Genomic DNA, 6,731 nt, shown 5'->3' with positions numbered 1-6,731 from the left:
ATCCTTTTTTGGAGGTGCCTTTTCTTAAAAGCTGGGGCATTCTCCAACATCTCTATAGTATAATCATCTTGAAACTCTAGTTGCCCTGTCAAATACTGCCAATAAACTGCTCCATAAGAAAGTCCTGTTTTAGGAATCTTATATTTTCTTTCAAAGCTATATATACTACTACCATAGTCAGGATCGTCTTTTTCTTCATACATAACTGTTGCTGTAAAAGAAATAGGATAGATAAACGCTGACAATTTACCTTTGACCATATCAGAAAACTGATTAGCTTTTTTACCCAACAAATATTGTTCTTCTAACTCAAAACTTATCCCAAATTGGACATTCCTATTCCCCTGTTTGGGCTCAAGTATAGAAAAGTTAAACCTATTTTCACCTTCCCCAAATAAATCAATCCTTCTATAAGATGTTAAATTGGAAAAAAAATGTTGATGTACTCGATTAAGGTCAAATTCAAGACTTTCTTCTGATAAGATCTCTTCGTCACCTTCTCTTTGGATACAAAGTACCATTGTTTTCCATTCACTATAAAAAGAGTTATTGATCAAGGAATCAATAATTTTTTTTAGATGTGCTACATTTGTAGCTACTTTCATTATACCATCTAGCGTTGTTATTAATGTATTCATATTTTTTTATAATGCTAATTCTATAATTTTACCCCCTTCATCCATATACCATACTCGAATATCTTTACTCTTTATTACTAATTCCATCTTTTTTCTACCTAATGGTTCCAATACTTTACGAATCTGTTTCTTGGCCAACTCTGCCGCTCCCAAAGCACTTTTACCGCCTTTTTCAGGAAAAAACAGAAAATCCATACCCTTGATCTTAAATTTCGAAGGATCAATCAAAGGGATATTCTGTTCTCTGATAAAGTTAATCAAATCGCCATAAAGGGTGTAAAAAAACAGGTTCATCCTTACCAGACAAACCTGTTTCCAATCATACACTATTAGTACCTAGGTACAAAACGGTCTTTTCCTTCTGGCCCTTCGTAACCAGCCTTCCTCAGCTTTATACGCTCTGCCCTAATATAACCAAAGAATTTCCGCATCATCTCTAGATTTTCTTCTTTGGTCTTTTCGAAAGGGTTGTCATAAATCTGATAGTCGAAAATATGGTAAGGTTGCCCGTCTATCCTTTTTTGGAGATGCCTTTTCTTAAAAGCAGGGGCATTCTCCAATACCTCAACACTGTAATCATCTTGGAATTTCAATTGTCCTGTTAAATACTGCCAATATACTGTACCATAGGAAAGTCCAGTTTTAGGAATCTTATATTTCCTTTCAAAGCTATATATACTTGTACCATAGTCAGGATCTTCTTTTTCATCATACATAACTGTTGCTGTAAAGGAAATCGGATAGCTAACTGCCGACATTTTTCCTTTAACCAAGTCGGCAAACTGATTAGCTTTATTGCCTTTCAAATACTGTTCTTCCAATTCAAAAGCTATTCCCAATTTAAAATTCCTATTACCTTGCTTTGGTTCCAGTATAGAAACTTTCAATCTATTTTCTCCATTCCCATATATTTCTAACCATCGATATGCAGTCAGATCAGTAAAAAAATGATCATATATCCGTTGAAGGTTGAACTCTAATCCTTCTTCTGATAAGATATCTTCATCATTTTCTCTTTGGATACGAAGCTCCATTGTTTTCCAATCACTATAAAAAGGATTGTCTATCAAGGTATCAAGGATTCTTTTATAGTGTGGTACATTATTTCCAGTCTTAATAATACCTGTTACTGTTGCTATCAAAGTGTTCATCTTTCTATAATACTAATTCTTTAATTTTACCCCCTTTTTCCATATACCAAATTCGCATTTCCTTATTCATTTTAATAAACTCTACTATTTCTTCATCAAACGTTTCCAATACTTTATTGATCTGTTTCTTCGCTAACTCTGCCGCTCCGGAAGCACTTTTACCGCCTTTTTCAGGTAAAAAGAGAAAGTCCATACCTGTGATTTCAAAATTAGAAGGATCAATCAAAGGAATATTCTGTTCTCTGATAAAGTGGATCAATTCGCCTGATTCGAGTTTTCCCAATTCCTTCACAAAGTTATCGGTATCACCTTTCTTGAGCAAGGAAAGTAATTCTCCACATTTCTGTTCAGCAAGGGCTTTATCCATATTTTTGCTCAATATTTCAACTAAACCGTTTTTGCTACCATTGAAAACGTCAAGCAATGCCCCATTATGTTCTTTGAGTGCCTGCACCGAAATTAACTCTAAAAGCTCACTGGAAAATATGCCTTCACGAAGTTCGTTCATCAAGGCCAAATAGTTTTTGATCTGCCCTTCTGAGATGGTCGCCTTAGCATACCCCACTTTCACGTCGATAAACCTCCCTAAGTTGAAGTTAAACATGAATTCATCAGGGATCAGCCTTTTGGTATTATTGTTCTTGAAAAGTTTTTTAAAGATTTCTGCCAACCCATCGATCTTACTAAACTCAATGGTCATATGCCCTAACAATGTCTTGTAAGCTGGATCAGCATGGATCATAAGCTGTTTGGCCAAGGCAAAACCCTCGCCCACCGAGCCTTTTGTATAGCGCAAATGTTCTACAAACTGTCCGAAGTCCTCGTTTTTCTTAATCAGCTTGGCAAATTCTTGGTTAAATTCCTTGATAAAGTTGCCTCGTACTTCGGGGATCCGTCTGCTGTTGTCTGCAAAGTATTTTTTCAATTTTCCATTCAATAGCTCTTCTACGGCTTTGTAGTTGTCTGGATTGTCAAAAGGGGGCAATTTACTACGGAAAGCCTTGACAAAACCTTCTTCGGTCATATTGAGCAGTTCCAACCCCTTCTCCAAATCTGTACCTGCATTTTTAGCTTTCATAAAGTCCTTTATATTTCGGTCTTCTATGATCTTTTTGCCGATCACCGCTTCAAGGTCGTCACTTTTGTAGAGGTTTTCAAGAAAGCGTTTTGCCTGTATGTGTTTGAGACCGACCTCATCCTTGAAAAAGTTCAGGAAACTGGCTTGCAACGTGGCATCACCTGAGGACCACAGTTTTTCACTTATCTCTCCAAGCTTCTTTAAATCATCTAAGGACAACCCTATTTCCGCTTTTGAACTGCAACCGAGCAAGAATTTTTCTAGTACAACCGACAGTGCCTGGGGCCTAGAATTGATCAAATCATTTTTAAACAGAAGCTCTAGTCCCTTGCCAATGGTTTCTTTGAGCTGAGGATCGCTCTGTATTTTTGCCAGTATTTTATAGACCCTTTCATTATCCCTAAAACTTTTAAATACCTCTGTCAGCTTATCTGCCCAAGGGGCAAAATTCTCGTCTGTACACCACTTCTTGACTTTTTTGATAAACTCTCCATTGGACTCCTGAATAGCCTCAGTATATGCCTCTTTTGTTAAATGCCTCAGGCCAGTTTCAGGTTTAGGAATTCTTACTTTTCCACCCGATAGTCCAGTAGCATTAAGTGTTAACTGTTCTTGATAGACAGACTGAGGGTTATCAAGCATTTTTTGAAGCAAACGGGCTTTGACATCCAATTCTAAGCGGAATTTGATGAGCACATCCTCAATAAAAAGATCCGGGTTTTTACCCAATACTTTTGCTAAGTCACCTAATTCCTTAATAAAGGTGGATCCTGCTCCCTTCAGTATACTTTTATTGAGTTTGGCTACAATCTTTACCCCATCGGCAACATCAAAGATAGCTCCAGCATAAGCCAGCAACAACCAACCTACATTTGGGAACTTGGAATACAGTTGCTTTTTTGGATCCATGGTAGTATTGGCGACTGCAGCCTGTTCACTGTATTCCGTTTGCTGGATATAAACATCCGCAATACTGGTCCCTAAACTCAAAGCCCCTAAGGTTGCCCCCAAAACTGATGCTGTGGCTCCCCCAGTGAATACTGTTGCAATCCCTGCACCTATCGAAACTACAGCCAAACTGATGTCCCTTGCCATTTTCCAATTACTGATACTATTGACCTTTCGGTCAACGGCTTCTCCCAAATGACCATAATCCCATTCCGAGAATTTCTTTTTAGTTTCAGCAACCACCAAGTCCATTTCAAATACAAATTCGGGATCATCGTGTAAAAGATTACGAACAGTCTCGATATTTCCAAGCTTTTCCTCCATGTGTGTCTGCATTTTGGATATGAAAGCTTCAGAGTCTTGTCCACCTTTTATATAAGTTCTATAAAGGGATATTAGATTAAGACTTGTGTCCATAAAGACAGGGTGCTGACTACCCAAATTAAACCTGAGGGATTGGGATAAACTTTCGGCTATCTCCTTAGATTGTTCATACTTTTCCTCCAGATTTTTTTCACTCTTCTGGTACTCACTGTACATCTCATGATTCTCGGAAAGATCATCCAGCCTACATCTCACCCACATCAACTGACTATTCACTAATGTTTTATGCATTAAGGCCTTATCACATTTCTCAAATTCAGAGTTGAAGGAAAGTAACAAATCATAGAGTGTTTCTCCCCCCTTGGTAAACATATTGCTGTATTCATCCAGTAGTGCTAATTCACTAGCATCTAACCAATGCTGAGCAATTCGCAAGGCGTTGGGAATAAAATTGTTTTCAAGAAAGAGATCTCCTTGTTTTTCCAAGTATTCTTCATAGGCTTCACGATCTTCAAATGTACCATCCTCGGCAATGAGCTTATCGAGTACTTCCCAATTTGAACGGGCTTCGTTCGATAATCCCAAAGATTCCATTTGTTTTGCCAATGCTCTTGCGGAATGGAATCCGGTGTATTTTTTCATCTCTTCTATGTCCTCCTTCTCTGAAAGATTTAGGTCTCCACTATCGGAATGATGGAGATAGTAGCGTTCTTCTCCTTTCTGATCTTCCCAATGGTATCTAGAAGATTTTAAGAGACTATAATGCACCGTAGTAAATGTTAGTTTGTCTTCTGAATCGTAGAGAGGTGCCAAATTCTTTAGCATGTAATGATAATCATTGTCGTGCTTCTTGATTTTGCAGAGTGCTGAGAACGTAATTTCCCCTTCTTGCATCACAAAATAAAGCTTTTCTTTAGAGCTCCATGCACTCCACGCCTGAATACCTGTGGCTATTTCTTCTTGTGAAAGTTCATTCTGCATGAGTCGAAGCATTGTTGCACTATTTTTACAGGCTTCTTGTTCTTGCTCGTTGAAATAACGCAGAAGCTGACTTATTTTCAGTTCGTTCCCCCCTTCCCAAAACCACCATGCATCGGCTTCTTCCTTCAGCAAAGCATCTACCATATAATAATGTTTGAGGGAATAATCCTTTACACTAATTTCCTCAAGTACAACACTATCTCCCGAAAGTTCTGGTAGCATCGGTAAAATTGAAGCATGGCTGATTCCTATCCGTTTTTCAAATTCGAAATAGCCTTCATAATCCGTGTTTTCTTTCAAGTTTCCTACCAGTACTCCCACCGAGGGATCCAAAACTCTGTGCCTGAAACCAGCTTCGTCTTGATAACTAAATATAAGAGTTGGATCTTTAAGATATTCCGATGCCCATTGTGCCATCTCTTCCACTTGACGGTTACTGTTACTGGTAACTTCCCGGAGTTTGATCAGTTCAAGTTGGTTTTCGTTTCCTTCGATGCTTTCACAAGCTTCTACCCACATCTCATGAGCCCCAATATACACTCTAAGCAATAAGGCTTTGGGTTCGTATGGTGTATAGTTTCTATAGCCTGCAAAAGATCTGCCCTGATAGTTGTGGCTCTCTTTTTCTTTTTGTTTGTATTCGTACATAAAATCTTGTTTGCCTTGTTTGTTATTTTTGGGGTGTGCTTAAAAGCGAATTACGAATATAAATCAATAATTTTTTAATGTGCTAATTTTTAGCGTACTAAATAATTATTTATTAAAAAATATCAGAGCAAGTATACTATTTTACATTTACAGCCTAAAATTGAATTCTCAACATTTAACTTGTATAATCATAGTTTGTTTTTTGAGTGATCTAAAAATTAGTTTACTTTTAGATTATTGAAAGCCATTTGTGAAATCTTGTAATACAAAACAAGAGTGTGATTTTTAAAGAAGGGCTCAATACCCCAAAAACTCCTGATTCTATTCGTGTGTAAATGAAGGGCAATTTTTGAAAGAAGAGTGATGGAAAATAGTTTTTTTTGTGGTCAGAGTAGTGATTTTTATGGTAGTTCGTTAGCCACAAGACATTGTGGCTCTACAGGGTGCTATTCTTTCAATTTGGATGTAACATCAATCGGAAGAGAGGTATAAAATATATAAGCCTATTCGTTAGCATCTTTCTATTCAATTGTTTACTGTAGTTAGCACCTAGTTTGATTAAGTATTCATTGGTTTAAGTGTTTCAATTGCTGGAATTTCAGTTATTTCTTCAAGTCCATCTACCGACCAAAATTCTAGTTCTGTGGGTTGCTTTTCATTACCTAAAACTGAAACTCCAATAATATTGCCTTTTTGACTTAAACCACAATAATCAATTAAAGTTCTACCATCTAGTATATCTGATTCATAATTTAAACCCAGTTGAATAGTCGGACATTTACCACATCCACATCTACCAATTACTACTAAATCAGGTAGAATATTCAAAAAATCTTTGTTCTCCTTTTTAAAAAGATATTGAAGTCATCTAGACTTTTTTGATTTTCATAAATTTTTTTAGTCCAATAACTATAATCCCTAGAAAATTGAACCCTTTCCAGCTAGAAATTGTCGTGTCAAATC

At 37.0% G+C, this 6,731-nt stretch carries 5 protein-coding genes; all 5 read right to left on the bottom strand.

Features of this window, described 5'->3' with window-relative positions:
* Positions 1 to 638 (bottom strand): hypothetical protein (locus HHU12_RS32555; RefSeq protein WP_169660908.1); only part of this gene is annotated, 638 nt, incomplete at its 3' end.
* Between the two features lie 6 nt (positions 639 to 644).
* Entirely contained in the window at positions 645 to 932 is a 288-nt protein-coding gene (locus HHU12_RS32550; protein WP_169660907.1) for a hypothetical protein, read from the bottom strand.
* 35 nt (positions 933 to 967) lie between these two features.
* The gene (locus HHU12_RS32545) at positions 968 to 1,789 is read right to left on the bottom strand and encodes a hypothetical protein (protein ID WP_169660906.1); all 822 of its coding nucleotides are present in this window, start codon (positions 1,787 to 1,789) and stop codon (positions 968 to 970) included.
* A 4-nt stretch (positions 1,790 to 1,793) separates the two neighbouring features.
* Complete coding sequence (locus HHU12_RS32540; RefSeq protein ID WP_169660905.1) at positions 1,794 to 5,768, bottom strand: hypothetical protein; 3,975 nt, start codon at positions 5,766 to 5,768, stop codon at positions 1,794 to 1,796.
* A gap of 558 nt (positions 5,769 to 6,326) precedes the next feature.
* Complete coding sequence (locus HHU12_RS32535; RefSeq protein WP_205960059.1) at positions 6,327 to 6,596, bottom strand: hypothetical protein; 270 nt, start codon at positions 6,594 to 6,596, stop codon at positions 6,327 to 6,329.
* Positions 6,597 to 6,731: the final 135 nt, after the last annotated feature.

It is taken from the genome of Flammeovirga aprica JL-4, from assembly GCF_012844305.1.
Lineage (GTDB): Bacteria > Bacteroidota > Bacteroidia > Cytophagales > Flammeovirgaceae > Flammeovirga > Flammeovirga aprica.
Note: the sequence above shows the minus strand (reverse complement) of the source record. Positions and strands in the feature narration are given on the sequence as shown.

Excerpts from the sequence above, each read along its gene's own strand:
- HHU12_RS32550 (WP_169660907.1), bottom strand. The coding sequence starts at position 932 with ATGAACCTGTTTTTTTACACCCTTTATGGCGATTTGATTAACTTTATC.
- HHU12_RS32545 (WP_169660906.1), bottom strand. The coding sequence starts at position 1,789 with ATGAACACTTTGATAGCAACAGTAACAGGTATTATTAAGACTGGAAAT.
- HHU12_RS32540 (WP_169660905.1), bottom strand. The coding sequence starts at position 5,768 with ATGTACGAATACAAACAAAAAGAAAAAGAGAGCCACAACTATCAGGGC.